Genomic DNA, 3,685 nt, shown 5'->3' with positions numbered 1-3,685 from the left:
CAAATATTGTGTATATGACCAATTGAAGTGCCTAGTGAGAAGAAATTGGATTTATTAATTTGTAGTGCATGACCTTCAACAAACTCATAAGCCCTTGCCATAAATGCCACTTCATTAATTTGTATTATATTATTCTCTTCTTTGAGGGGACGTGGTACGGGAGCTCCTTCGCGAAATAGTGTTTGTATAGCAAGATATTCACGTTGTAATCTATCCAAAGAGTTGATAGGAAGAATCTTCAAAAGAAAATCTTCACGCGCTGTGATGGCTTTATATACATAACTTCTATTTAATGATAGTGGGAGTAATTCTTGAATTTTCATGTGTGGAAATATAGAATCAAGGTGAAATAACAATGTTTGAGTATTTGAATGATACTTCAATCCATTAACAACTCCATTCTATGACGTTCACAAATCCAAGGAAGTGTTGATACTCGTTGTAGCTGATTTGTACTTTCATGTAGCTTCGGTCCATTTCTCTTTAACTCTAATAAATCTAAATCGTAATTATCTGTTACAAAAGTTGAATTCTCAAAACCATCTTTAATGTTACCCAAAGAAAACTCTCTCAGCCCCACTAGTCCATAGCAAGGATAAATATAACCATCACCATCAATATATAATCTTAAATGATTTGCACACTGGTTAATTGGATTTTCTGGAATTGTGTTCCAAAAATTGCTTGTTTCACTTTTAATCGGATATATCGTAATGTCCATTGAATTAACAGATTCATAACTGAGAAACCCGTATTCCCGTAAAGTTGAAATCGAACCAATAATTCCGATTGGTCGGCGTAAATTTATTAATAATCTCATAAAGTCTTTAATTGATGTTAACTTTGCTAATACAAAGAGATTGTCTGTAGTTACTCCAACTGATGAGAGCAGCGAATCATCGCAAAGTGATTTTAGGTGAGTGTAGTTATGAAATAGCTCGACTATATCTAAGGTTATTGAAAATGCGAAACCATTATTAATACGACCCAACTGCGGTCCGCTTAAGCGAATTCCCTCTTTGCAGAAGCGCAAGTTGTCGCGGGTTCGATAGATCTGGTCGGCCAGCACCGCTTTGGGATAATAACCAAATCTGGCGCGGTAACGCTCTACGGCGTCCTGCAATGTCTGCCCTTCGTTGTAGCTATCCCACGACAGATGCTCGCGGAAAGCGTAGCCGTTCACCACGCTAATCGCCAGCTTCTCTCCGAACTCGACGTTTGCCCTGGCTTTGCCGCGCACGATCGGTCTGACATGTGGCTGTGCGATACTGACAATCCGATCCGATATGCTGTGTGTCCGCTTGTCATACATCGTTTGCTGCTGACGATAAAGCTCTTGAATGACCAGCAGTTCCTTGTACAAACGCCGCGGCAGGCCGCTCGTCATATCGGCGAGTTCGGCGATCATGCGCAGATCACGGGAAACGAACCTGAGCTGCTTGCCGATCGCTTTTCGTATCGCGCGCGGCTTCACGCGCCGCTGCTTGGCAACCGCCAGATAGGCTTTGCGGGCACGCTCTCGGTATGTTCTGGGCTTGCGGGTCTTTCCACGTTCCGGTTCGTGCAGGATGTCGATGATCTTCTCCAGCTTTTCTCTGGCCTGATTCAGTAACGACAAATCCGTCGGGTAGGCGATATCCGCCGGCGCGCAGGTAGCGTCCAGCAGCAGTTCGCCCTCGTTCGTCAGTTCCATCTGCTGTGGCTGCGTTTCTGAAGGCTTACCGGACGCTGCGTCAGTTCCGCTGCCAGGTTCATCGTCGTCCGATGAATCATCCGACACTTGCGCGCTTCTTCCAGAGCGATCCATTCATTCACTTCATCCAGAATTTCGCCACCCAATCGCTTGCGGAAATGCGTCATGAGAGAATGATGAAACGGACGGCGGTACCGATATTCCGGCAGACCGAGGAAGTACTGCAGATACGGGTTCTCCAGAATCTGACGAAGTGTCTCCCGATCATCGGTGCCAAGCCGCTCCTGGATGATGAGTGCGCCGAGCGCGATACGGATCGAAACGGCTTTTTGGCCCTTGAGGCTTTTCTTGAAGTTTTTCGCATACTTCTCTTCGAGCATCCACCACGGAATCATCTGGGCCAGCAGCACCCAGCGGTTATCTTCTGCGAGCTTTCCGCCGAACGGCAGAAAAAAGTCGACGGGCAGGTTCATCTGGTTCTCGGTTCGCTGATACAATCCTGACGCCTCCAAGTGCACGGTTTTTCACGGGGCTGCCCCGTTTTCCTTCGACATAAGAGGCCCTAAACCCTTGTGCCTGTTGGAGTTTTGATTCGTTCAGCAAGCCCTAGGTAAACCGTGTCCTATGGGCATCGGCGCACGTGTTTAGACTCCGATGCCGCGAGGCTCATTGTCAAGGCGAATACGTTGTTTACATGTCTTCGATGTACACGCCCTTGATAATCAAGGATTTTCTAAAAGCGAGTTGAGATAATTAACGAAAATATACGCTAAGTATTAAACGGATTAATGACCCTTTGGCGGCTCAAACATCATATTGTTTAACTGGTTCACAAAAATACCTTCGTTCGGGCCCGGGTTGTTTCGAAATACTTTCGCTTCTTCCACTAGAACCTCGTCCGCATCCGTACCAAGTACCTTCATCGTTTCATCAATGAATGATGCTAGTAGCATAGAGCTCGGATCGTTATTGAAATACGTTTGAACCCCTGGCGGCGCAATTTCCAGGATTTTCACCGATGTGTCTTTAAGCATGTACCGTTGGGATAGCGTATAGGAATGGAGCGCTGCTTTCGTCGTAATACAGAAACATGAAAATAATTCCAATAGGACGTAGGTTCTACTTTCTTGAAATTTTTGATTAGACTGGAAAGAGGCTAAGTCTACAGGTCATTAAAGTCAACCTAAAAACTTAGCCTCTTGATTTCATATTAAATTTTAAATAAACTTCAGTCTTCACATACCATTGTCTGCAAAGTCGATGAGACTACTATTTATTATTGCTGCTACATCCTTTTTGTAATCGTGTATAAAAAAATGATCCCCGTCAAACATATGAATTTTACAACTTTTGGACGTATAATCATGCCATTTTGCAACGTCAAAAATAGTGGCTCCCTTTTCTCTTTTTCCCCACAATACACTTATATCGCAGTCAAGCTTAGCGTTTTTTTCAATGTGCCTGTATGTGTCAGTAATTCTAAAATCCTCTCTGAGTATCGGTAAAAACAACTCCATTAATTCATTGCTTTTCAGAACCTCTTTGGGCGTGCCTCCCAGCTTAAATACCTCATCCACAAACTCCTTATCCGGCAAATCATAGAGTACCTTCTTCTTACTTACAAAACCCGGAGGATATCTGCCGGAAATAAACATATGGACAGGATATGGATGTCCGAGCTCCTTTATTCTATAGGCAAGTTCATATACAAGTACACTGCCCATACTGTGGCCAAACAACGCATAAGGTTGTTCTTCAAGGTTGCTTATGATAATACGGTGTATATCTTCAAGCGCTTCCTCAACACTTCCGTAAAACGGTTCACCAATCCTGCTGCCTCTTCCCGCAAGCTCAATCGGGAAAAGCTCAATCCTATCATGCAAGTATTGTTCCCAATATTTATATACTGCTGCAGAACCTCCTGCATACGGCAGACAAAACAATTTAATCTTATCCATTATATCTACCCCTTATATCTGAACTATTGGTTGA

General features: G+C 43.9%; 3 protein-coding genes and 1 pseudogene. All 4 read right to left on the bottom strand.

Annotated elements, in window-relative coordinates:
- On the bottom strand, positions 1–383 hold a 383-nt coding region (locus GRP75_RS21410; RefSeq protein WP_160790304.1), incomplete at its 3' end, for an aminoglycoside phosphotransferase/kinase family protein.
- A gap of 599 nt (positions 384–982) precedes the next feature.
- A pseudogene (locus GRP75_RS29930) lies at positions 983–2,190 on the bottom strand (IS5 family transposase); the annotation flags it as partial.
- Positions 2,191–2,478: 288 nt separating this feature from the next.
- Complete coding sequence (locus GRP75_RS21395; RefSeq protein WP_029515035.1) at positions 2,479–2,709, bottom strand: hypothetical protein; 231 nt, start codon at positions 2,707–2,709, stop codon at positions 2,479–2,481.
- 219 nt (positions 2,710–2,928) lie between these two features.
- On the bottom strand, positions 2,929–3,651 hold the full coding sequence (locus tag GRP75_RS21390) for a thioesterase II family protein (protein WP_023988771.1): 723 nt from the start codon (positions 3,649–3,651) through the stop codon (positions 2,929–2,931).
- Positions 3,652–3,685: the final 34 nt, after the last annotated feature.

The organism is Paenibacillus sp. OT2-17, from assembly GCF_009827695.1.
GTDB lineage: Bacteria > Bacillota > Bacilli > Paenibacillales > Paenibacillaceae > Paenibacillus > Paenibacillus polymyxa_B.
Note: the sequence above shows the minus strand (reverse complement) of the source record. Positions and strands in the feature narration are given on the sequence as shown.